Here is a 21,831-nt window from a genome sequence, read left to right as displayed (position 1 = left end):
CATCGCCGCCCGACCTGCGCCGCTTCGCTTCCTTGACATCGCGCCGATCGCGCCGAAAGAAGACGCGGACTGATCGGAGTTTCCTCTGCGCGTGACCAAGCCACCGCTCGACATCCTGCTCTGCGCCCCGCGCGGCTTCTGCGCCGGGGTCGTGCGCGCCATCGACGCCGTCGAGAAGGCGCTCGCGCTGCATGGCGCGCCGGTCTATGTCCGCCACGAGATCGTCCATAACAAATACGTCGTCGAATCCCTGAAGCGGAAAGGCGCCGTCTTCGTCGCCGAGCTCGACGAGGTGCCCGACGAGACGCGCCCGGTGATCTTCTCGGCCCATGGCGTCGCCAAGGCGGTGCCGGCGGCGGCGAAGGCGCGCAACCTCTTCGCCATCGACGCGACCTGTCCGCTCGTCACCAAGGTCCATCGCGAGGCCGAGGTCCATCACAAGCGCGGCCGCCATATCCTGCTCGTCGGCCATGCCGGCCACCCGGAAGTGATCGGCACGATGGGCCAGCTCCCCGAGGGCGCGATCACCCTGATCGAAACGCTGGAGGACGTCGCGACGCTTCAGGCGCCGGAAGGCCAGCCGCTTGCCTATGTCACCCAGACCACGCTTTCGGTCGACGACACCCGCGGCATCGTCGAGGCCTTGCAGGCCCGCTTTCCGGAGCTGATCGCCCCGCACAAGGAAGACATCTGCTACGCCACGACCAACCGCCAGGAGGCGGTGAAGCGCGTCGCGCCGCAGGTCGACGGGCTGATCGTCGTCGGTTCGCCCAATTCCTCGAATTCGCAGCGTCTGCGCGAGGTCGCCGAGCGTGCCGGCTGTCCGGTGGCGCGGCTCGTCCTGCGCACCGACGAGATCGACTGGTCGGTGTTCGGCCAAATCCGCAGCCTCGGCATCACCGCCGGCGCGAGCGCGCCCGAGGTGCTGGTCGAGGAGATCATCGACGCCTTCGCCGCGCGCTACGAGGTTCGTGTCGAGACCGTCTCGACCGCCGACGAGAACGTCTTCTTCCCGCTGCCGCGCGAATTGCGCGGCGAGGCGACGCCGGACGCGGCGGAATAATCTCAGCAAAAAGAGTACGATCGTGGCCGTCTATACCGAAGTGCCCGATGACGAGATGGCCGCCTTCGTGGCGCGCTACGGCATCGGCGAACTCCTCTCCGCCAAGGGCATCGCCGAGGGCGTCGAGAACTCGAACTACCTCATCCGCACGACGCAAGGGTCCTTCATCCTCACCCTCTACGAGAAGCGGGTGAACCCGGACGACCTGCCGTTCTTCCTCGGTCTGATCCAGCATCTCGCCTCGCGCGGGGTGATCTGCCCGCAGCCGGTCAGCGACAGCCGCGGCGAGATGCTCGGCCGCCTCGCGGGTCGCCCGGCCGCGATCGTCACCTTCCTCGACGGCCTCTCTGTACGTCGCCCGACCGCCGCGCATTGCCAGGAACTCGGCCGCGGCCTCGCTTTGCTGCATCAGGCCGGGGCCGATTTCGCGATGGAGCGGGTCAATGCGCTTTCCGTGCCGGGTTGGCGCCCGCTGGCCGAGCAGGCAGGCGCGGATGCCGACAAGGTCTCGCCGGGGCTTACGCGCCGCGTCGCCGCCGAGATCGCCGTGCATGAGGCGGGCTGGCCGCAAGACCTGCCGCGTGGCGTGATCCATGCCGATCTCTTTCCCAACAACGTCTTCTTCCTCGGCGACAGGCTCTCGGGCCTGATCGACTTCTATTTCGCCTGCACCGACGCCTATGCCTATGACCTCGCGATCTGCCTGAATTCCTGGTGCTTCGAGGCCGACGGCTCGTTCAACCTGACCAAGGGCCAGGCCATGCTGGCCGGCTACGAGAGCGTGCGGGTGCTGAACGAGGCGGAGGTCGAGGCACTGCCGCAGCTCTGCCGGGGCAGCGCCTTACGCTTCCTGCTGACGCGATTGGTCGATTGGCTGAACGTGCCGGCCGGCGCGCTGGTCAAGCCGCATGATCCGCTCGAATACGACCGCAAGCTTGCCTTCCACCAGCGCGTCGCCGATGCCCGCGAATACGGGCTGAAGCGGTGAGTGCTGATACGGTCGAAGTCTGGACGGATGGCGCCTGTTCGGGCAATCCCGGCCCCGGCGGCTGGGGTGCCATCCTGACCTTCAACGGCGTCGAGAAGGAGCTTTCGGGCGGCGAGGCGCAGACCACCAATAACCGGATGGAGCTGATGGCGGCGATCGCGGCGCTGGAGGCATTGAAGCGGCCGGTCACGGTCGCGCTGCACACAGACAGCCAGTATCTGCGGCAGGGCATCACCGGCTGGATTCATGGCTGGAAGAAGAACGGCTGGAAGACGGCCGACCGCAAGCCGGTCAAGAACGCCGAGCTCTGGCAGCGCCTCGAAGCGGCGCTCGGCCGCCACAAGATCGAGTGGAAATGGGTCAAGGGCCATGCCGGCGACGCGATGAACGAGCGCGCCGACGCCCTGGCGCGAGCCGGCATGGCGCCGTTCAAGAGCGGCGGCCGTTGAGGCTCAGCCCAGCGGCTGGCGGTAGACGATGAAGCCAGATTTGTCGGCGACCTTGTCGTAGAGCGCCTGTCCCTGCAGGTTGGATTCATGCGTCTGCCAGTAGACGCGGTAGCAGTTCTTCGCCCGCGCCATCTGGTTCACGGCCTCGATCAGCTTGCGGCCGACGCCGGCGCCGCGTGATTCCGGCACGGTGAACAGGTCCTGCAGATAGCAGATCGGCTTCTCGCTCCAGGTCGTGCGGTGGATGACCCAGTTGACCATGCCGAGCGCCTTGTCGCCCTCGAAGGCAAGGAAGCCGCCCATCGGCTCCTGGCCGCCGGTCAGGCGCCCGAAGGTGATCGCGTCGATCTCCGGCGGCAGCGTCGCCTTGTAGAAGGTCAGGTAGCCATGCCAGAGCGGCGTCCATGCCTCCCGGTCGGTCGCGGCAAGCGGGCGAATGGTGATCTCGGCCATCGGTGTTCTCCTCCGATCCGGAAGCTAGCCGGGGCTTCGCGGCTTGTCTCATGACAAGCGCAGATCGGATCGATCAGTTGGGCTGGTCTGATGCCAGGAAGCGCTCGACAGCGCTGGCGCTCAAAGCCTGAGCGGGATCTTCCCTCCAAAGATCGAGAATGATGGCCGCCAGGCGGGCTCTCGCCCGCCTCTGCTGCTGGCCGCCGACGGTGTTGACGCTGTTTACCGCCATCCAAGCTGCGTCGAAAGCGCCAGCCAATTTTGCCAGCTCCGCAGGTTCGACAACGAAGCCTTGAAACGGCATGTGCTCCCCCATGTACCAGAGAAATGGAGCAATTTAAGAGGCCGCGCACGCCTCGCAATGTCAAAAGCTAGGTCCGCTTCCGACCCGTTGCTGACGTCTGGCTCCTTCCGTGGCAGGGTAGGCCGCGTGGCAATTTCAGGCTCAGCTGAGGCGTGGTGGGTGGATGAAGAAGCTCACTTATTTGTTGACGATCTTGGCGTGCCTCATCGGGGTATATTTGCCCGTGATGGCCGAAAAGATTGCAACTCTGGCGTGCTTGAAACGATAAAAGCTGATCAAGCCGTTACGCTTACCAGTAATCCGCATTTATTTCGATTGCTTCAAAGGGCGCATTGGGGCGATTATGTCAAGGGTGACGATGTAACCGATAATTTTTCATTGTCAAATAAACTAAATTCAATTCGCAATAATGGTCGAAGCTATTTCATCTATCGATTGCACAACAAAGATCATGAGGTCGGCGTCTCGCCTTGTGGTGATATAGAGACGGTTTCCCTATTAAAGACGATGACTATCACTCCGAAACGCTGACAACCCATCGAGGGTCGAGCAATGAAGCCGGAGATTTTTGCAACGCGATCAACGCCTCCTTCCGACGCATAGATGGAATTGTCGCGGCGTAGAATTCGGGCCATCGTGAGCCATCGAATTCGGGGGCGCCTTTGAGGCTTGGCATCAACCTTCGCGGCGACCTCGCCAAGTTGACCGACGAGCAGCTAGCCGCTCACCTGGATAAAAGTATCGCACATCGCGAGGAGCTTGCCCCGCGTGCAGGAGATCGTGCCAACCGGTGGATATACAGCGGCGGCGCCGGGATGCCGTTCGGCAGGGGCTTACTGCACGCTCGAATTTTTTATCGCCTCATGGGCTTCTGGTACGACGCTCCTCTGAACCGACGCTCCCTAGGCGACCTTTATGTTCTGGATTGTGAGATCAAGGACATCATGGACGAATTGAAGCGACGAGTTCGTATGAGGCGGACGCGGGGGCTCGGCTGAAGACTCCTTCTTTGTCCGCTTCCGAACCATTGCGGACGCACTCACTCCCGAAGCAGGAAAACTCGCCAGAACCGGTCTGTTGCCTGTGCCGCAGCGATCAAGCATCCGATAGCCATAAGCTTATGCGCTCCTGGCATAGGCCACGTCAGACGCTGATCCAACAACCACATGAGAGCGCCGAAGGTCGTCGAAAACGCCGCGCAGAAGAACAACCCGCAGGTCAAGGCGAACCAAGCCGTGCTCTTGAAATACATGGCGAGCCAATCAGGACGGTGATCTGGTCTGATTTTACAGCGGCGACCAGCAGACTTGCAACGTCCGCTGACGACCCCTTGCAGACATTTACCCTATCCGGCCAGCCAACAAAAAAGCCCGCGCAGCGGCTGCGCGGGCTCCAATCTGTCTCAGTGCGTTGCCGCGCTCAGAGCTTGTCGATCATCGCTGCGGCGCCGGAGGCTTCCGCCTTGCCGGCGGCTTCCTCGACATTGAGCTCCTTCACCACGCCGTCCTCGACCAGCATCGAGTAGCGCTGCGAGCGGGTACCGAGGCCGAAGCCCGAGCCGTCCATCGAGAGGCCGATTTCCTTGGCGAAATCGGCATTGCCGTCCGAGAGGAACTCGATCACGCCGGTACCGCCGGTCGCCTTCGACCAGGCGTCCATGACGAAGACGTCGTTGGTGCTGGTCACCATGATGGCGTCGACGCCCTTCGCCTTGATCTCGGCCGCCTTCTCCAGATAGCCCGGCAGATGGTTGCGGTGGCAGGTCGGGGTGAAGGCGCCGGGAACGGCGAAGAGCACCACCTTCTTGCCGCTGAACAGGTCGTCGGTCGTGCGCGCGGCAGGGCCGTCGGCGGTCATGACGCGGAACGTCGCCTGTGGAAGCTTGTCACCCACCTTGATGGTCATGAGCCTGTCTCTCCGTGAAGCCTGCGGCCAACCGGGCCGCCCGGCTTGACGGATTAGGGCTTGCCGGCGGGGATGTCGAGTTCCAGCCGCGTCTCGATCGGCCGCGGCGTGCCGCGCACGGTGAAGATCAGCGGGGTCGGGCCAGCCGCGCCCTTCGGCCGCTCGTCGATCCGGATCTGGGCGACGACCGTCCCGTCCGCCTGCGCCGTCAGGCGGGATTTGCCGAAAGACCACATGCCCGATCCCTCGACGAAAACGTCCTCGATGCGGCCTTCCGGCGGCGGCTGCAGCACGAGCCGCAGGCCCGGATCGACCACGCTGTCATCGGGCCCGGCCTCGATGATCGCGATCTTCTCCTTGTGGGTTCCGGGCTTGGCCGGCACCGGCACGCGCGCCTCGTAGCTTTCGAGGCGGGGCGAGGTCACCATCGTCACGCCGGGCTCAAGCCACAGGCTCGCCTCGCCCTTGGCGGGAATGCAGATTTTCTCGCAGACGGCATAGTCGAGCTTGAGCACGACCAGCACCGGCCGCGACGGATCGACGGGCTGGACCGAGATCGGGATCACGACCTCGCCGGCATAGCCGATGGAGTAGCCTGCCGAATCCTGGAAACGCTCCGGCACCGGCCAGCGCACGTCGAGCCCGCCGATATTGGTCGAGCCCGACCAGTCGAAAGCCGGCGGCACGCCGAACTGCCCGGGGCTGCGCCAATAGGTCTTGTAGCCCGGCGACATCGCGATCTCGACGCCGACACGCTGCTTGCCGGTCGCGGTGGTCGGGCCGGCGATCAGGCGCAGCTTCGCGTGCTCGCTCGCCGACCAGGGCGAGGTGGCGGCCTCGGTCATCGCCTCCTGGGCGCGAGCAGCGGAGCCGAGCGCCAGGGGCAGCAGGGCGAGCAGGGGAAGAATGCGGTTCACGGGTCCAGCCTTTACCGATTGCGACCCTGAAAAGCGAACAAAACCTGTCATCCTCCGCCGGTCCGTGCCCATGTGACACGTCCCGAACCTTGCGCAGGATTGGGGCACAATCGCGATAGTGCGACCGCGGACCGTCGCGATGGCACACGCGCACGCGAACGTGATCCGGGCGGCAACGCTACGGCCTGTGCGCCCTTCGACAGGGCGCGGCTGCAAGCCAAGCCTTGCCGACCCTCCCCGACAGCCTCTAGCATGCTCCCCATGAAGATCGGCTCACAATCGCGCACCGCTGGCCGCAGCTATCTCGACGGGCAATGCCTGATCGCGATGCCGGGCATGGCCGATACGCGCTTCAGCCGCAGCGTCGTCTATGTCTGCGCCCATTCCGAGGACGGGGCGATGGGCATCATCGTCAACAAACCGGCGGGCGACACGAAGTTCACCGAGCTGCTCGTCCAGCTCGACGTGATTCCCTCCGAGGAGCTGATCCGGCTGCCGAGCCGGGCCGAGCGGATGCAGGTGCTGCGTGGCGGCCCGGTCGAGACCAAGCGCGGCTTCGTCCTGCACAGCGCCGATTTCTTTCTGGAATCGGCGACCCTGCCGATCGACGAAGGCATCTGCCTGACGGCGACGCTGGACATCCTGCGCGCCATCGCCAATGGCGACGGGCCGGAGAATGCGGTGCTGGCGCTGGGCTATGCCGGCTGGGCCGCCGGCCAGCTCGAAGCCGAGATTCAGTCCAATGGCTGGCTGCATTGCGCTGCCGATCCCGAACTGCTCTTCGACGAGGGCGTCGAGACCAAGTACAGCCGGGCACTGAACAAGATCGGCATCGACCCGGCGTTCCTGTCGCGCGAGGCCGGGCACGCCTGAGTTCCGGCGGCCGTCATTCTCGGGCGAAGCGAAGCAAAGACCCGAGAATCTCAGGCAGGATAGGCGCTTTTCCGCCCCGAGATGCTCGGGTCAAGCCCGAGCATGACGCCTTGATCAAGCCGCTTCGGTCGCCGCCGCAGCCGCGGCACCCATCAGCCGGCGTGCTTCCGCCGCCGTCATCGGCTGGCCGAAGATGTAGCCCTGCGCATACTGGCAGCCGAGCTGGTAGAGCTCGATCGCATCCGACTCGCTCTCCGCGCCCTCGGCGACGACATCCATGTGGAGATCGGCGGCGAGCTGCACGATCGAGCGCAAGATCACCGGCGGGCGGCCATTGCCCATCTGGCGCACGAAGCTCTGGTCGATCTTGATGGTGTCGAAGGGGAAGCGCTGCAGATAGGACAGCGAGGAATAGCCCGTGCCGAAATCGTCGAGCGAGAGGCCGGCGCCGAGATCGCGGATGCGCTGCAGCATCTGCGCGGCATATTCCGGATTCTCCATGACGAGGCTCTCGGTGATCTCCAGCTTCAGCGTACCCGGCAGCACGCGCCGCCGGCCGAGCACGGTCTTCACGTCATGCAGCAGGTCATGGCGCAGCAATTGCCGGCTGGAGACGTTGACGCTGGCGAAGATCGGCGGGTCGACCTCGAGCGCCGCCTGCCAGGCCTCCAGCTCGCGCGCGGTCTTGTCCATGACATAGACGCCGAGATCGACGATCAGCCCGGTTTCCTCGGCGATGGCGAGGAAGTCCTGCGGCATCAATCGGCCTTCGCGCGGATGGTCCCAGCGCACCAGCGCCTCGAACCCGGCGATGGTGCGGTCCTCCAGCCGGACGATCGGCTGGTACACGACCTGGATCTCGCCGCGCTCGATCGCCCGGCGCAGGTCGCTTTCCAGCGCGAGCCGGTCGTTGCGGTCGGTCCGCATCGCCGGCACGAAGACCTCGATCTTGTTGCCGCCCTGACGCTTGGCATGGGCCATGGCGAGCTCGGCGTTCTTCAGCGCGTCTTCCTTGCGCGAGGCCGGCGCCGGATCGAACAGCGCAAGCCCGATCGAGGGCGTCAGCACGATCTCGCGCTCGGCATAGGTGATCGGCGTCGAGACGGCGCGGCGCACCAGCTCGGCCAAGGCCAGGATGCGCTCGGGATCGCGCTCCGAGACGAGGATCATGGCGAAGGTGTCGCCGCCGATGCGGGCGAGCGTGTCCTGTGCGCGCAGCAGGCGGCCGAGACGGCGCGCCAGCGTCAGCAGGATCGAATCGCCGGCGGAGAACCCGACCGACTCGTTCACCTGCTTGAAGCGGTCGACATCGATGACCAGCACGGTCGGGCGGATATTGTCGTCGGCACGGGTGAAGCCGAAGATCGCCCCCAGCCGGTCCTGGAACAGCTTGCGGTTGGGTAGGCCGGTCAGATTGTCATGGACGGCGTCGTGCAGCAGCCGCTCCTGCGCGGTGCGCTGCTCGGTGACGTCGGTGAGCGTCCCGATGACGCGGATGACCTCGCCGTCAGAGCCGATCACCGGGCGCGCCTTGACGTTGACCCAGTGATAGGCGCCGCTGGCGGCGCGCAGGCGCAGGTCGAGATTGAGCTTGCCGCGGCGCTGCTCCAGAACGGCATCGAGCGTGACGCGATAGCGGTCGCGATCGGCGACGTGCATGTGCTCCAGCCAGCGCGCGGCCGAGCCTTCGAGCGAGCCCTTGGGCAGGCCGAGCAGCGCCTCAATCTGCGGGGAGACGAAGACCTTGTCGGAGCTGACATCCCAGTCGAAGACAAGGTCGCCGGAGCCGGAGAGGGCAAGCGCCCGGCGCTCCGTATCCGAGACCAGACCCTGCGAGATCGCGCCGCCGGCAAAGGCATGCTGGATCACGGTGAAACCGATCAGCAGCACGATCAGGACGAGGCCGCCCAACAAGGCGGGGGCGACGAGATCACGCTGGAACTGCCCGGTCACGGTGAAGCTCGCGGCGGTGACCCAGACTGCGAGCAGGAACCAGGTCGGGATCAGCATCACCGCCCGCTCGTAGCCATGCGTCGCCAGATGCACGACGAGGATGAAGCCGATCGCCGCCACGGCCGCGATCGAGATGCGCGCGATGCCGGACGCCATCGGCGCGTCGAAGACGGCCAGGCCGATCAGCCCGGCAAGGCCGAGAATCCAGATCGCCGTGACATGGCCGTAGCGCACATGCCAGCGGGACAGGTTGAGATAGGCGAAGAGGAAGACGAGCAGCGTCGCCGCCAGCACCACCTCCGCGCCGGCGCGGTAGATTCGTTCGATCGCCGGCGTCAGCGGAAACAGGCGCTGGAAGAAGCCGAAATCGAGGCCGGCATAGGCCAGGACCGCCCAGGCCAGCGCTGCTGCGGCCGGAAAGATCACCGCGCCCTTGACCACGAAGATGATGGTGAGGAACAGCGCGAGCAGGCCGGCGATGCCGATGATGATGCCCTTGTAGAGCGTCAGCCCGTTGGTCTTCTGCCGATAGGCCTCGGCCTCGTAGAGATAGAGCTGCGGCAGGTTCGGCGATTTCAGCTCGGCGACGAAGGTCACGGTCGTGCCGGGGTCGAGCGTGATCAGGAAGACATCGGCATCGGGGCTGGGCTCGCGGTCGGGTGAGAGGCCCTGGCTCGCGGTCACCGCCTCGATGCGCTTGTCGCCGAGATCGGGCCAGACCACGCCGGAGCCGATCAGCCGATGGAACGGCGCGACCAGCAGGCGGTCGATCTGCTCGTCGGAATCATTCGTCAGCGCGAAGACGATCCAGTCCGGGCGGGCGCCGGCCTCGCGGGCTTTGACGGCGATGCGCCGGACGATGCCGTCCGGCCCCGGCGCGGTGGAGATCTGGATGACGTCGCCGTCGGACTTGTTGCGCTCGACGACATGGGTGAGGTCGATCACGGGGGCATCGACGGGAACGCGGACCGCCTCGACGGCCTGGGCCGGCAGGGCAGTCGCGCAGAACCACAGGACAAGGCCGGCCAGAACGAGGCCGGCCCGGAAGATGCGCTCGGAAATGGACAAGCTGTGCTCGGCTCTCAGGCGGGAAGCGATCATTCGAAATTTAACGAAAAGCCCTATCGGCCGCTGATGGCAAGGGCAAGGCGGAGCTGGCCTGTGATCAACCGCGGCGATCACGGCCTGTTTCCGGGCGGCACGTCGCTGGCCAGCACGCCGTAAAGCAGGTGATCGGCCCAGTTTCCGTTGATCTTGAGATAGGCGCGCGCCAGTCCTTCATGCCGGAAACCGACCCGTTCGAGCAGGCGCCGCGAGGGCTCGTTGTTCGGCAGGCAGGCCGCCTCGACCCGGTGCAGGGCGAGATCGGAGAAGGCGAAGCGCACGGCGCCGCGCACGGCCTCCGTCATATGGCCCTTGCCGGCATGGCGCCGCCCCATCCAGTAGCCGAGCGTGCAGGCCTGCGCGACGCCCCGGCGGACCAACCCGAGGGTCAGCCCGCCGAGCAGGGTCTCCGTATGCGTCTCGAAGATGAAGAGCGAATAGGCCTCGTCGGTCGAGATTTCGCGGGCTGCCCGCTTGGCGCGTAGCCGGAAGGAGGTGCGGGTGAGGTCGTCCTCGTTCCAGGTCGGTTCCCACGGCGCCAGGAATTCCCGGCTTTCCATGCGCAGCGCGCTCCAGGCCGCATGGTCGCCGGCTTGCGGTGCGCGCAGATAGAGATTCGGCGTCCGGATCAGCGGGCGGCTTGGCGGCTCGCTCGGGAAACGGAAGAGCGCCATTGCGGTTCAGTCCGCAGCCCGGGCCGCGTGGCGCAGGCGCTTGGCCGGCGGCAGTCCCTGAGTCGGGCCGACAGCCGCGATCGTCGGCTGGTGGCCCAACAGCGAGCGGCCGGCGGCGCGCACATCCTCGAGCGTCACGGCATCGAGCCGGGCCGCGAGCTCCTCGCGCGGGATCGCCCGGCCGAAGAGCAGAACCTGCCGCGCCATCTGCTCGAGCTTGCCGCCGGGGCTCTCCAGCGAAGCCAGCAGCCCGACCTTCATCTGAGCGCGAGCACGCGCGACTTCGGCCTCGCTGACGTCTTCCGCCGCCTGGCGCAGGCAGCCGAGCGCGACCTCGATCAGTTCGCCCGCATCCTCCGGAGCGGTCCCGGCGCCGATGCCGAAGACGCCGCAATCGGAGAAGGGCCAGTGGAAGGCATCGATCGCATAGGCGAGGCCGCGCTGCTCGCGCACCTCCTGGAACAGGCGCGACGACAAGCCGCCGCCGAGCACCGAGGCGAAGATCTGGAGCGGGTAATGCGTGCCGCCGGTGAAGGGCAGGCCGGGCAGGCCGAGCACGAGATGGACCTGTTCCTCGTCGCTGCCGATGCGCGCTTCGCCGCCGCGGTACTCGCCGGCTTCGCGCGCGAGAGGCGCGGCCGGCGGTGCCGGAAGATTCGACAGATGCTGGCTGGCGAGAGCGACGAGCTCGTCATGATCGACGGCGCCCGACGCGGCGAGCACCATGTTGCCGGCATGATAGTTGCGCGCGAGATAGGCGCGGATCGCGCCGGGCGTGAAGCTCTTGACCGTCTTGGCGGTGCCGAGGATCGGCCGGCCGATCGGCTGGTCCGGGAAGGCGGCCTGCAGGAAGCGATCGTAGACGAGATCGTCGGGCGTATCCTGGACGGCCGAGATCTCCTGCAGGATCACGCCCTTCTCGCGCTTCAATTCCTCCTCGGTCAGCGACGGCGAGGTGATGATGTCGGCGAGAATGTCGACGGCCAGGCCCAGGTCGGAGCCGAGCACGCGGGCGGTGTAGCAGGTATATTCGACCGAGGTCGCGGCATTGAGATCGCCGCCGACGCTCTCGATCTCCTCGGCGATCGCGAGCGCGCTGCGGCGCGCCGTGCCCTTGAACGCCATATGCTCGAGCAGATGGGCAAGCCCATGCTCGTTCGGCAGCTCGTCGCGCGAGCCGGCCCCGATCCAGATGCCGAGCGAGACGGTCGCGGCATGGTCCATGCGCTGCGAAACGACGCGCAGGCCGGAGGGCAGGGCAGTCAGCGCGACATCGGGATCGTGAGGCCCTTCCGGTCGCGCGGGGGCGGCGAGTTCGGTGGTCTCGTCAGGAACAGCCGCGCTCACGCTGCCGCCCCGCGCACGGCCCGCGCATGCTCGCGCACGAAGGCCTCGATCGTGCCGAGATCGTTGGGCAGCATGGTCATCCGTTCCTTGCGCTCCATCAGGTCGGCAAGATGGGCCGGAAGCGCCGGCTCGATACCGCTTGCCGCCTTCACCGCCGCCGGGAACTTGGCGGGATGGGCGGTGCCGAGCACGATCATCGGTGTCGCCGAATCGCGTTTCAGCGCCTGCCGCGCGGCGGCGACACCGATCGCGGTATGCGGATCGAGCAGGTAACCGGCCTCGCTCCAGCTTTTCTTGATCTCGCCCGCGATCTCGTCCTCGCTCTGCGAGGCCGCGTCGAACTCGCTGCGGATGCGCTGGAGCGCCTCGCCTGCGATCTCGAAGCGGCCGGATTGCTGCAGCGATTGCATCAGCCGGCGCACGGCAGCGCCGTCGCGGCCATGCGCCTCGAACAGCAGCCGCTCGAAATTCGAGGAGATCTGGATGTCCATCGAGGGCGAGGTGGTCGCCGCGACGCCGCGCATCTCGTAGGCGCCGGTTTCGAGCGTGCGCACCAGGATGTCGTTGCTGTTGGTCGCGATGCCCAGCCGCTCGATCGGCAGGCCCATCTGCTTGGCGACCCAGCCGGCGAGGATATCGCCGAAATTGCCGGTCGGGACGGTGAAGGAGACCTTCCGGCCCGGCCCGCCGAGCGAGACGGCCGCCGTGAAGTAATAGACCACCTGCGCTGCGATGCGCGCCCAGTTGATCGAATTGACGCCGGACAGGCCGATCTCGTCGCGGAAGGCGTGATGGTTGAACATCGCCTTCACGAGATTCTGGCAGTCGTCGAACGTGCCCTCGACCGCAATGGCATGGACATTCTCGGCATCGACCGTCGTCATCTGACGGCGCTGTACATCCGAGACGCGACCCTGCGGATAGAGGATGAAGACGTCGACGCTCTTCAAGCCCTTGAAAGCATCGATGGCCGCGCCGCCCGTATCGCCCGAGGTCGCGCCGACGATGGTGGCGCGCTGGCCGCGCTGGCCGAGCACATGGTCCATCAGGCGCCCGAGCAACTGCATCGCCACGTCCTTGAAGGCGAGCGTCGGGCCGTGGAACAGCTCCAGCACGAAGAGATTGTCGCCGATCTGGGTCAGCGGGCAGACGGCCGGATGGCGGAAGCCGGCATAGGCCTCGCGGATCATGCCCGAAAGCGCCCCGCTCTCGATGTCGCCATCGCTCAGCGCGCCGAGCACGCGCTCGGCGACGCTCGTATAGGGCTTGCCGGCGAAGCCGGCGATCTCCGCGGCGGAGAGCGTCGGCCAGCTCTGCGGCAGATAAAGCCCGCCGTCACGGGCGAGCCCGGTCAGCAATGCGTCGGAAAAGCTGAGCGCCGGGGCTTCGCCCCGGGTGGAAACATGCAGCACGGTCTTGGCCTCGATGATCTCAGCCTGATGCTATAGGCCGGTCCGGCGCATTCGGCAAAAGGGTTGCGCGCTCAGCTTGCCGCCGCGCCCTTGCGGGCCTGCCAGACGAAGGCGGCGAACACCCCGAGCAGCGTCAGCGCCAGCCCGAACCAGGTCAGCGCATATTGCAGGTGGTTGTCCGGAATGCGGCCGATCAGCTCGCCTACATCGACGCCGGCCGGCGGCGTCATGCCGTCGCCCTCGCGCGCCGCTTCCAGGTAGAACGGCGCCGGCGGCTGGCCGAGGGAGGCTGCGATCGCGGCGGGGTCGCGCGTGTAGAATTCGCGGATCGCCGGCAGGTCCTGCGGGGTGAAGCTGTTGCGCGCCTCCGGAGCCCGCAGGAAACCATTGATCGTATCGGGCCCGCTGGCCGGGCCGATCTGGCCGAGCCGGCCCTCCGGCACGAAGCCGCGATTGACCAGGATGACGCCGCCATCCTCCAGCTTGAACGCCTGGAAGATCCAGCGCCCGAAGCCGGAGAGCTGCCGGCTGCCGGGCGGGCCGGCGGCGATGGTGGTGCGGACGCCGGCGATCCCGTCGATATAGCTGCCCCTGGCGACGACATGGGTCAGGTCGAGCGCAGCAGGATCGAGCTTCGCCCAGTCGGCGCTCGGTGGCATCGGGGCGGGGGCTCCGGCTGCCTGCTGCTGGAGGCGGTCGATATAGGCGTGCTTCTCATCCATCCGCTCGAGCTGCCAGGCGCCGAGCGCGCACAGGACGACGGTGCCGACGATGGTCAGCAGCGTCAGCAGGAACAGCCGGGGCTTGCGCGGGGCGGGTGTCGACGTGGCGGTCACGGCTCTCGCCTGCCTTCCTCGGCCTTGTGGGCATATTGCAGGGCGACGGCGAGCCCCTTCATGGGCCGGAGCAGGCCGAGGCACAGGATGATGGCCAGCGGCAGCCACATCATCAGGTGCAGCCAGATCGGCGGCTCATAGGCGATCTCGACATAGAGCGCCGCGCCGAGCACGACGAAGCCGGCGATCAGCATGATGAACACGGCCGGGCCATCGGCCGAATCGGCGAACTTGTAGTCGAGCCCACAGGCATTGCAGCTTGGCTTGAGCTTGAGGAAGCCGTCGAACAGCGCGCCTTCGCCGCAGCGCGGGCAGCGCCCCGCCAGGCCCGTCGCATAGGGAGAGGGGAGGGTGGGTTCAGAATTGGCCATCGCAGCCTCCCAGAGCATCGGCCCGAAAAGTGGAACGCGGTTTTCGGGAAAGCCGATGCACAATCACAGGACAGAAACAGGAAAGGCGGCCTCGCGGCCGCCTCTCGTCAGACGTTGACCGCGAGAGCGCGGTGGAGCGCAAGGTCAGTGCGCGGCGGCAGCGTGCGCGCCGGCGCCCCAGACGTAGATCGCGGCGAAGAGGAACAGCCAGACCACGTCGACGAAGTGCCAGTACCAGGCGGCGAACTCGAAGCCGAGATGCTGCTCCGGCTTGAAGTGGCCGAGATAGGCCCGGTACAGGCAGATCGCCAGGAAGATCGTGCCGATGAAGACGTGGAAGCCGTGGAAGCCGGTCGCCATGAAGAAGGTGGCGCCGTAGATATTGCCGCTGAAGGCGAAGGTGGCGTGCGAATACTCGTAGAGCTGGCAGATCGTGAACAGGATGCCCAGGATCACGGTGAGCCACAGCCCCTGCTTCAGGCCTGAGCGGTCATTGTTGATCAGCGCGTAATGCGCCCAGGTGACCGTCGTGCCCGAGGTCAGCAGGATCAGCGTGTTGAGCAGCGGCAGGTGCCAGGGGTCGAACGTCTCGATGCCCTTGGGCGGCCAGTGCCCGCCGGTGAAGTCGTAGCGGAGATAGTTGATCTCCTCGCCGACGAAGAGGCTCGCGTCGAAATAGGCCCAGAACCAGGCGACGAAGAACATCACCTCGGAGGCGATGAACATGATCATGCCGTAGCGGTGATGGATCTGGACGACGCGGGTGTGGTGGCCTTCCTTTTCGGCCTCGCGCACCACGTCCATCCACCACGCGAGCATGGTGTAGAGCACGCCGAGCAGACCGGCGCCGAAGACGAGCGGGCCGATATGCATGCCGCCGACCGGCAGCGCCTTCATCCACATCACCGCGCCGATCGCCATGATCGTCGCGCTGGCGGCGCCGACGAGCGGCCACGGGCTCGGATCGACGAGGTGGTAGTCGTGGTGCTTCGTATGGGCCCCGGCCATCGTATTCAGTCTCCGCGTACGGCTTTTTGTCCGCGCTTCTGCTCTAGCGCGTTCTACAGTTTCGGATTGCCCGCGTCACCCTTGACGGAGCCGGCCTTGTCCTCCGCGACGGGCTGGCCCGACTTGGAGGCAAAATAGGTATAGGACAGCGTGATGGCGTGGACCCCGTCGAGCTCGCGATTATCGGCGATTTCGGGGTCGATATAGAACACCACCGGCGCCTCGAAGCTCTCGCCGGGCTTCAGCGTATGCTCGGTGAAGCAGAAGCACTGGATCTTGACGAAATAGGCCGCGCCCTTTTCGGGAGCGATATTGTAGGTCGCGATGCCGGTGACCGTGCGGTCCGAGCGATTCGTCATCTTGTAGAAGACGGTCTGGGTCGCGCCGACCTGGACCTTGATCTCCGGGCTCTCGGCCTCGAATTTCCAGCCCAGCCCCGGCGCGACATTGGCGTCGAAGCGCACGGACATGGTCCGGTCGAGGATCCTGCCGGCGCCGGCCGTTCCGGTCATCGGCGTGCCGCCGAAGCCGGTGACCTTGCAGAACAGATCGTAGAGCGGCACCGCGGCGAAGGACGCGCCGAGCATGCCGAAGGCGATGCCGGTGCAGATCAGTGCGGTGCGCGCCGGATTGCCCTTGCGCGGCTGGAGAACGGGATCGGTCATCACAGCGGCCGGTTCAGGACGGCGGGGCCGATTTTCACCAGCGTCACCGCGAAGAAGAAGATCACGAGTCCGCCGAGCACCAACGCCAGCGCGATGGAGCGGCGGCGGCGGCGCGCCATGTCCTCGGGCGAGAACGCAGCAGGAGCGGAGTGCTGAGGACGCTGGTCGCTCATCCCAGCACCTTCGGCAGGGCCCACATCAGGCCGAAGCCGTTTTCGACGATCAGCACGGCGAACAGCAGGAACAGATAGAGGATCGAGAAGCCGAACAGCGACCAGCAGGCCTTGGTCGCGGCCGGGCCTTCGCTCCGCAGCCAGACCTGGATCGACAATGCGATCATAACGAGCCCGGTCGAAACCGAGACGGCGAGATAAAGCAGTCCGCCGAAGCCCATCAGCGCGGGCAGGACGGCAACCGGAGCCATGATCAGCGAATAGAGCACGATCTGCCGGCGCGTCGCGGCCGGACCGGCGACGTTCGGCATCATCGGAATGCCGGCGCGCGCATAGTCGCCGGACTTCACCAGCGCCAGCGCCCAGAAATGCGGCGGCGTCCACAGGAAGATGATCGCGAACAGGACGAGCGAGTGCCAGCCGAAATTGCCGGTCACCACGGCCTCGCCGATCATCGGCGGGAAGGCGCCGGCAGCACCGCCGATCACGATGTTCTGCGGCGTCCAGCGCTTCAGCCACATCGAGTAGACGACGGCGTAGAAGAAGATGGTGAAGGCGAGCATCGCTGCGGCGAGCGCATTGGTGACGAGGCCGAGCACAAGAACCGAGCCGACCGACAGCGTCAGCCCGAAGGCCAGCGCCTCGGAGGGCAGAACGCGGCCCGAGGGGATCGGCCGCTTGGCGGTGCGGCTCATCAGCGCGTCGATATCGGCGTCGTACCACATGTTGAGGCAGCCCGACGCGCCGGCGCCGACCGCGATCGCCAGCAAGGCAGCGAGGCCGAGCACGGGATGCACAGAGCCCGGCGCGGTGGCCATGCCGGTCAGCGCGGTCACGATGACCAGTGACATCACGCGCGGCTTCAGCAGCGCGAAAAAGTCACGCGCTTCGCCGGTGGAGGCTGTCAGGCTCTCGGTGCGGGTTTCGAACGCAGCAGACATCAGTCGAATCGTCTTCGTACTCTTGTGAACGGCGCCCGTGGGCGCTGGGTCTACGCGGCGGTGGTTGCCGCCCGTCTCCGGAACGCCGCGGGGCGCTCGGGGGAAGGGCGGCGGCGGGCCGGAAAGGCCCGCCGCCTTGGATATCAGTGGTCCGAGCCGGTGATACGCGGCAGCGTCTCGAACTGGTGGAACGGCGGCGGCGAGGGCAGCGTCCATTCCAGCGTCGTCGCGCCTTCGCCCCAGGGATTGTCACCGGCAAGCTGCTTCTTCGCGAAGGCGACGATGATGCCGTAGAAGAACACCAGCAGGCCGAACGCGAAGATGTAGGAGCCGATCGACGACACAAAATGCCAGTGCGCGAAGGCGTCCGGATAGTCCACATAATGACGCGGCATGCCGGCGAGCCCGAGGAAGTGCTGCGGGAAGAACAGCACGTTGGCGCCGACGAAGGCGATCCAGAAGTGCAGGCGGCCGATCCAGTCGGGGATCACATAGCCGCTCATCTTCGGGAACCAGTAGTAGAAGCCGGCGAAGATGCCGAACACGGCGCCGAGCGACAGCACGTAGTGGAAATGCGCGACGACGTAGTAGGTCGCATGCAGCGAGCGGTCGACGCCGGCATTGGCCAGCACGACGCCGGTGACGCCACCGACGGTGAACAGGAAGATGAAGCCCATCGCCCAGAGCATCGGCGCGGTGAAGCGGATCGAGCCGCCCCACATCGTCGCGATCCAGGAGAAGATCTTGATGCCCGTCGGCACCGCGATCACCATCGTCGCGAACACGAAATAGCGCTGCGTGTTGAGCGACAGACCGGCCGTGTACATGTGGTGAGCCCACACGATGAAGCCGACGACGCCGATCGCGACCATGGCGTAGGCCATGCCGAGATAGCCGAAGATCGGCTTCTTCGAGAAGGTCGAGACGATGTGGCTGACGATGCCGAAGGCCGGCAGGATCATGATGTACACTTCGGGGTGACCGAAGAACCAGAACAGATGCTGGTACAGGATCGGGTCGCCGCCGCCGGACGGGTCGAAGAAGGTCGTGCCGAAATTGCGGTCCGTCAGCAGCATGGTGATGGCGCCCGCCAGGACCGGCAGCGACAGCAGCAGCAGGAAGGCCGTGACCAGCACGCCCCAGGCGAACAGCGGCATGCGGTGCATGGTCATGCCGGGCGCGCGCATGTTCAGGATCGTGGTGATGAAGTTGATTGCACCGAGGATCGACGAGGCGCCGGCCAGGTGGAGCGAGAGAATGCCGAAATCGACCGACGGGCCGGGGTGGCCGGTCGTGGAGAACGGCGGATAGACCGTCCAGCCCGTGCCGACGCCATGCGCGCCCGGCGCGCCCTCCATGAACATCGAGATGATCATCAGGATGAAGGCGGCAACCAGCAGCCAGAACGAAACGTTGTTCATCCGCGGGAAGGCCATGTCCGGTGCGCCGATCATCAGCGGCACGAACCAGTTGCCGAAGCCGCCGATGACGGCGGGCATGACCATGAAGAAGATCATGATCAGGCCGTGGCCGGTGACGAAGACGTTGTAGCTCTGGCCGTTGGCGAAGATCTGCAGGCCGGGCTGCTGCAGCTCGATGCGCATCATGATCGAGAGGAAGCCGCCGACGAGCCCCGCCATGATCGAGAAGATCAGGTAGAGCGTGCCGATGTCCTTGTGGTTGGTCGACAGGAGCCACCGGCGCCATCCGGTCGGATGGTCGTGATGGGCCTCGTCATGGCCGTGAGCGTGAGCCGCTGTTGCCATCGTTCTTCTCCTCGGCGACTTACTTGGACGCGGCAGCGAACTTGCTGCCCGCGTCTTCGGCATTTGCGAATTTCTGCTTCGCTTCCGCGAGCCAGGCGGCATAGCGCTCCTGGCTGACGACGCGGAACGCGATCGGCATATAGGCGTGGTTCTGGCCGCAGATGAACGAGCACTGGCCGTAATAGATGCCTTCGCGCTCGGCCGTGAACCAGGTTTCGTTCAGGCGGCCGGGAATGGCGTCGATCTTGATGCCGAAGGACGGAACCGTGAACTTGTGGATGACGTCGGCGCCGGTCACCTGGACGCGGACGGTCTTGCCGACCGGCACGATCGCCTCGTTGTCGACGGCGAGCAGGCGCGGGGCCTCGGCGGCGGCGATCTTGTTGCTGGCGATCGCCTCGGCGCGCTGCTTCTCGTCGAGCATCAGCGAATCGAAGCCGAAATTGCCGCCGTCCTGCACGTATTCATAGGACCAGTACCACTGCTTGCCGGTGACCTTCAGGGTCATGTCGGCCTTCGGGATTTCGAGCTGGAGCTTGAGGAGGCGGAAGGAGGGAATCGCGATGACGACGAGGATGAGGACCGGAATCACGGTCCAGCAGACTTCGAGCAGGGCGTTGTGCGTCGTCTTGGACGGGACCGGGTTCGCCTTCTCGTTGAACCGGAAGACGACATAGATCATCAGCGCCAGCACGAAGAGCGTGACAATGGTGATGATGATGTTCAGCCAGTCATGGAACCAGTGGATGAATTCGGCGACGGGCGTGACCGCGCCCTGCAGGTTCATCTGCCAGTCGGTGGGCATGCCGGTGCCGGCAAGCGCCGGGACGCTCGCCAGCGCGGCGGCGGCAAGGGCCGTGACGGCCGCTGTTGCAAAGGTCCTGCTCAGAAAACGCATCGATCCCACATGCTCCTCAATCGACCTGCATGGGAGCCGACCGGCTTCGGTCCCTGTTGCGGCTCCATGCATGAAGGGGCGACCGCGAAGTCGCCTCATTCTTCGAGATTGCGATAAATCAAAGATCACGCTTGCGCCAGAGGGACAATGAAGACTGCCCCCAACGGCCGTGCGGCATAATCGCACGAGGCCTTGACCTTGGCTGCGAACCGCCATCGCGCCTTGACAGGACTGGACCTCCATGGTCCCAACGCGGTTTATGGTGAGAGACGGCAGGATTCTTTGGCGCGGTCGGCGTTTTGCCTGAATTCTGCGCTTCAGCTGCGGTTTCTGAGTCCGGTTTGGAAGGGATGGCAGGGATGATGAGGATCATCGGGGCGGCAGGCGCGCTGGCGCTGGCGCTCATGGGGACGAGCCTCGCCGCCGGCTCCGCTTTCGCGCAGGGCGCAGTGCGTTCGACACATGGCGACTGGCAGATGCGCTGCGAGGTGCCGCCGGGCGCCAAGGCCGAGCAATGCGCGCTCGTCCAGAACGTCGCGGCCGAGGACCGGCCGAATCTCACGCTCCTCGTCATCGTGCTGAAGACGGCGGATCAGAAGAGCCGGCTCCTGCGCGTCGTCGCGCCGCTCGGCGTGCTCCTGCCCTCGGGGCTCGGCCTCAAGATCGACGACAAGGATATCGGCCGCGCCGGTTTCGTGCGCTGCCTGACCACCGGTTGCGTGGCGGAGGTCGTCATGGACGATACCCTGCTCGGCCAGCTCAAGGGCGGCAAGAGCGCGACTTTCATCGTATTCCAGACGCCGGAGGAGGGGGTGGGCGTGCCCATTTCCCTCAATGGCTTCGGCCCGGGTGTGGAGGCGCTGCCGTGATCGATCAAACTCTTCGCCAGGGCCGCTGGCTCGCCCTGCCGCTGCTCTGCCTCGGCCTGGCCGGCTGCGGTTCGTCGTCGTCGTCGGGGCAGCCGGGCGCGATGCAGACGTTCGGCAATATCGTCATGTTCCAGTCCGCGACGCGGCCGGCCCCGGACCCGCTGCCGACGGACGACAATCAGGACCAGCAACTGGTCTGCCCGGAGGTCATCGTCTCCGAAGGTGGGGCCGCGATCCGCGCCCAGTCCGGACAGGATTCGAGCGGCCTGCGCTACCAGATCTCGATCACCAACGTCGCGCGCGAATGCAATGCGACCGGCAACGGCACCTTCCGGCTCAAGGTCGGCGTCGAGGGACGCGTGCTGCTTGGTCCTGCCGGCAGCCCGGGCAGCTACGGGGCCACGCTGACCACCACCGTGATGCGCGGGACCACCGTCCTCGGCAAGCGCAGCGCGCGTGTCGGCGGCACGGTCCCGTCCGGCCAGGGCGGCGTCGATTTCACCCATGTCGAGGAAGGCATCATGGTGCCGGCCGGCCAGGGCGACGTCGATATCTTCGTCAGCCTTGGCGGTGGCGGGCCTGCTGCGCCGTCGCGCAAGCGCCGCCGGTAAAGCCGGTTTTGCCGTGAAAGACGACGGCGCGCCGATTGACTAAGACGGCGCGTCTTGTATCTGTGCCGAAGCCGCATATCCCCGCGGGAGAGACCGGACCCGTCAGGGCCCGGCGCCGAAGGCGCAACCGCCCCGGAAACGCTCAGGCAAAAGGGCCGCTGGGGATTTGGCGCTCTGGAAAGCGGCGGACAGCAATGTCCGCCCACCGAAGGGTGTAACTCGTCCGGCTTTGCGGCCGGCGGGGAAATCTC

23 protein-coding genes and 1 riboswitch are annotated in these 21,831 nt (G+C 66.1%); of the genes, 7 read left to right on the top strand and 16 right to left on the bottom strand.

What is annotated here, in order from left to right:
• Positions 1-91 precede the first annotated feature (91 nt).
• The 3 genes from ispH to rnhA are packed head-to-tail and all read left to right on the top strand — an operon-like array spanning position 92 to position 2,500.
• Positions 92-1,063, top strand: a complete 972-nt coding sequence (gene ispH, locus ASE61_RS04255; protein ID WP_142114923.1) for a 4-hydroxy-3-methylbut-2-enyl diphosphate reductase — start codon at positions 92-94, stop codon at positions 1,061-1,063.
• 22 nt (positions 1,064-1,085) lie between these two features.
• Positions 1,086-2,051 carry a homoserine kinase gene (locus ASE61_RS04250; RefSeq protein ID WP_061964897.1) on the top strand — a complete coding sequence of 322 codons (966 nt, stop codon included), beginning with the start codon at positions 1,086-1,088 and terminating at the stop codon, positions 2,049-2,051.
• Positions 2,048-2,500 (top strand): ribonuclease HI, encoded by a 453-nt coding sequence (gene rnhA / locus ASE61_RS04245; protein ID WP_142114924.1) that lies wholly within the window; start codon positions 2,048-2,050, stop codon positions 2,498-2,500. The genes ASE61_RS04250 and rnhA overlap by 4 nt, the downstream gene beginning before the upstream one ends.
• A 3-nt stretch (positions 2,501-2,503) precedes the next feature.
• On the opposite strand, the gene ASE61_RS04240 is transcribed toward rnhA, so the two are convergent.
• Both ASE61_RS04240 and ASE61_RS04235 read right to left on the bottom strand, forming a co-directional pair.
• The gene (locus ASE61_RS04240; RefSeq protein ID WP_061964893.1) at positions 2,504-2,953 is read right to left on the bottom strand and encodes a GNAT family N-acetyltransferase; all 450 of its coding nucleotides are present in this window, start codon (positions 2,951-2,953) and stop codon (positions 2,504-2,506) included.
• Between the two features lie 73 nt (positions 2,954-3,026).
• Positions 3,027-3,257 carry a hypothetical protein gene (locus tag ASE61_RS04235; protein ID WP_156406970.1) on the bottom strand — a complete coding sequence of 77 codons (231 nt, stop codon included), beginning with the start codon at positions 3,255-3,257 and terminating at the stop codon, positions 3,027-3,029.
• Positions 3,258-3,383: 126 nt separating this feature from the next.
• Here ASE61_RS04235 and ASE61_RS26285 point away from each other — a divergent pair, with 126 nt between their 5' ends.
• Positions 3,384-3,788, top strand: a complete 405-nt coding sequence (locus ASE61_RS26285) for a hypothetical protein (RefSeq protein ID WP_156406969.1) — start codon at positions 3,384-3,386, stop codon at positions 3,786-3,788.
• An 888-nt stretch (positions 3,789-4,676) separates the two neighbouring features.
• Here the strand turns inward: ASE61_RS26285 and ASE61_RS04220 are convergent.
• Together ASE61_RS04220 and ASE61_RS04215 are read right to left on the bottom strand one after the other, a co-directional pair.
• A complete protein-coding gene (locus tag ASE61_RS04220) occupies positions 4,677-5,162 on the bottom strand; it encodes a peroxiredoxin (protein WP_061964885.1) in 486 nt (161 codons plus the stop codon).
• 53 nt (positions 5,163-5,215) lie between these two features.
• Complete coding sequence (locus ASE61_RS04215) at positions 5,216-6,079, bottom strand: protein-disulfide reductase DsbD domain-containing protein (RefSeq protein WP_061964882.1); 864 nt, start codon at positions 6,077-6,079, stop codon at positions 5,216-5,218.
• Between the two features lie 252 nt (positions 6,080-6,331).
• Between ASE61_RS04215 and ASE61_RS04210 the strand changes: the two genes are divergently transcribed.
• Entirely contained in the window at positions 6,332-6,952 is a 621-nt protein-coding gene (locus tag ASE61_RS04210; protein ID WP_061964880.1) for a YqgE/AlgH family protein, read from the top strand.
• Between the two features lie 114 nt (positions 6,953-7,066).
• Here the strand turns inward: ASE61_RS04210 and ASE61_RS04205 are convergent, their stop codons facing one another.
• The 12 genes from ASE61_RS04205 to coxB form a co-directional block, all read right to left on the bottom strand.
• Positions 7,067-10,006 carry an EAL domain-containing protein gene (locus ASE61_RS04205; protein WP_061964879.1) on the bottom strand — a complete coding sequence of 980 codons (2,940 nt, stop codon included), beginning with the start codon at positions 10,004-10,006 and terminating at the stop codon, positions 7,067-7,069.
• Positions 10,007-10,083: 77 nt separating this feature from the next.
• A complete protein-coding gene (locus ASE61_RS04200) occupies positions 10,084-10,683 on the bottom strand; it encodes a GNAT family N-acetyltransferase (RefSeq protein ID WP_061964876.1) in 600 nt (199 codons plus the stop codon).
• A gap of 6 nt (positions 10,684-10,689) precedes the next feature.
• A complete protein-coding gene (locus ASE61_RS04195) occupies positions 10,690-11,949 on the bottom strand; it encodes a M16 family metallopeptidase (protein ID WP_061965608.1) in 1,260 nt (419 codons plus the stop codon).
• A 77-nt stretch (positions 11,950-12,026) separates the two neighbouring features.
• Positions 12,027-13,442 carry a threonine synthase gene (gene thrC, locus ASE61_RS04190; RefSeq protein ID WP_061964874.1) on the bottom strand — a complete coding sequence of 472 codons (1,416 nt, stop codon included), beginning with the start codon at positions 13,440-13,442 and terminating at the stop codon, positions 12,027-12,029.
• A 71-nt stretch (positions 13,443-13,513) separates the two neighbouring features.
• A complete protein-coding gene (locus ASE61_RS04185) occupies positions 13,514-14,278 on the bottom strand; it encodes an SURF1 family protein (protein WP_061964872.1) in 765 nt (254 codons plus the stop codon).
• A complete protein-coding gene (locus tag ASE61_RS04180) occupies positions 14,275-14,649 on the bottom strand; it encodes a DUF983 domain-containing protein (RefSeq protein WP_061965606.1) in 375 nt (124 codons plus the stop codon). The genes ASE61_RS04185 and ASE61_RS04180 overlap by 4 nt, the downstream gene beginning before the upstream one ends.
• Positions 14,650-14,793: 144 nt before the next feature.
• Positions 14,794-15,657: a cytochrome c oxidase subunit 3 gene (locus ASE61_RS04175; protein ID WP_061964870.1), complete on the bottom strand. Its 864-nt coding sequence runs from the start codon at positions 15,655-15,657 to the stop codon at positions 14,794-14,796.
• Between the two features lie 53 nt (positions 15,658-15,710).
• Positions 15,711-16,322 (bottom strand): cytochrome c oxidase assembly protein, encoded by a 612-nt coding sequence (locus ASE61_RS04170; RefSeq protein ID WP_061964868.1) that lies wholly within the window; start codon positions 16,320-16,322, stop codon positions 15,711-15,713.
• The gene (locus ASE61_RS26865; RefSeq protein ID WP_170843302.1) at positions 16,322-16,495 is read right to left on the bottom strand and encodes a hypothetical protein; all 174 of its coding nucleotides are present in this window, start codon (positions 16,493-16,495) and stop codon (positions 16,322-16,324) included. The genes ASE61_RS04170 and ASE61_RS26865 overlap by 1 nt, the downstream gene beginning before the upstream one ends.
• On the bottom strand, positions 16,492-17,436 hold the full coding sequence (locus ASE61_RS04165; protein WP_061964866.1) for a heme o synthase: 945 nt from the start codon (positions 17,434-17,436) through the stop codon (positions 16,492-16,494). Before ASE61_RS04165 ends, ASE61_RS26865 begins: the two co-directional genes overlap by 4 nt.
• A gap of 143 nt (positions 17,437-17,579) precedes the next feature.
• Entirely contained in the window at positions 17,580-19,202 is a 1,623-nt protein-coding gene (gene ctaD, locus ASE61_RS04160) for a cytochrome c oxidase subunit I (RefSeq protein WP_061964865.1), read from the bottom strand.
• Between the two features lie 19 nt (positions 19,203-19,221).
• Positions 19,222-20,100: a cytochrome c oxidase subunit II gene (gene coxB / locus ASE61_RS04155; protein WP_061964863.1), complete on the bottom strand. Its 879-nt coding sequence runs from the start codon at positions 20,098-20,100 to the stop codon at positions 19,222-19,224.
• Between the two features lie 359 nt (positions 20,101-20,459).
• Between coxB and ASE61_RS04150 the strand changes: the two genes are divergently transcribed.
• The gene (locus ASE61_RS04150; protein WP_082617072.1) at positions 20,460-20,969 is read left to right on the top strand and encodes an invasion associated locus B family protein; all 510 of its coding nucleotides are present in this window, start codon (positions 20,460-20,462) and stop codon (positions 20,967-20,969) included.
• Complete coding sequence (locus tag ASE61_RS04145; RefSeq protein ID WP_061964861.1) at positions 20,966-21,580, top strand: hypothetical protein; 615 nt, start codon at positions 20,966-20,968, stop codon at positions 21,578-21,580. The genes ASE61_RS04150 and ASE61_RS04145 overlap by 4 nt, the downstream gene beginning before the upstream one ends.
• Before the next feature lie 74 nt (positions 21,581-21,654).
• Positions 21,655-21,748, top strand: a riboswitch (glycine riboswitch).
• The last annotated feature ends 83 nt before the right edge of the window (positions 21,749-21,831 follow it).

This window comes from Allobosea sp. Root670 (assembly GCF_001429415.1).
In the GTDB taxonomy this organism is placed as follows: domain Bacteria; phylum Pseudomonadota; class Alphaproteobacteria; order Rhizobiales; family Beijerinckiaceae; genus Allobosea; species Allobosea robiniae.
The sequence above is the reverse complement of the archived record's forward strand: the minus strand, read 5'-3'. Positions and strand labels throughout refer to the sequence as shown.